The 239-nt window shown below is 68.2% G+C and carries 1 protein-coding gene; it reads left to right on the top strand.

From position 1 onward, the window contains the following. Positions 1 to 239 (top strand): DUF222 domain-containing protein (locus WU80_RS25095; RefSeq protein WP_156349814.1); only part of this gene is annotated, 239 nt, incomplete at both ends.

Here is a 239-nt window from a genome sequence, read left to right as displayed (position 1 = left end):
CGCGCGCTGTTGGCCTCGGGAAAACTCGGCCGGCACAACGGGTTACCGGCCTCCATCATCATCACCACCACCCTGCACGAGCTGCAGACCGCCGCCGGGCACGGGCGCACCGGTGGCGGCACCCGCCTGCCGATCAGCGACGTGATCCGGCTGGCCCGCCACGCGAACCATTATCTGGCCATTTTCGATGACGCCACACCCCTGGCGCTGTATCACACCAAACGCCTCGCCAACCCCGG

Origin of the sequence: Mycobacterium sp. UM_11, from assembly GCF_001414075.1 — a bacterium.
Taxonomy (GTDB): domain Bacteria; phylum Actinomycetota; class Actinomycetes; order Mycobacteriales; family Mycobacteriaceae; genus Mycobacterium.
This window is presented reverse-complemented; position numbering and strand designations above follow the sequence as displayed.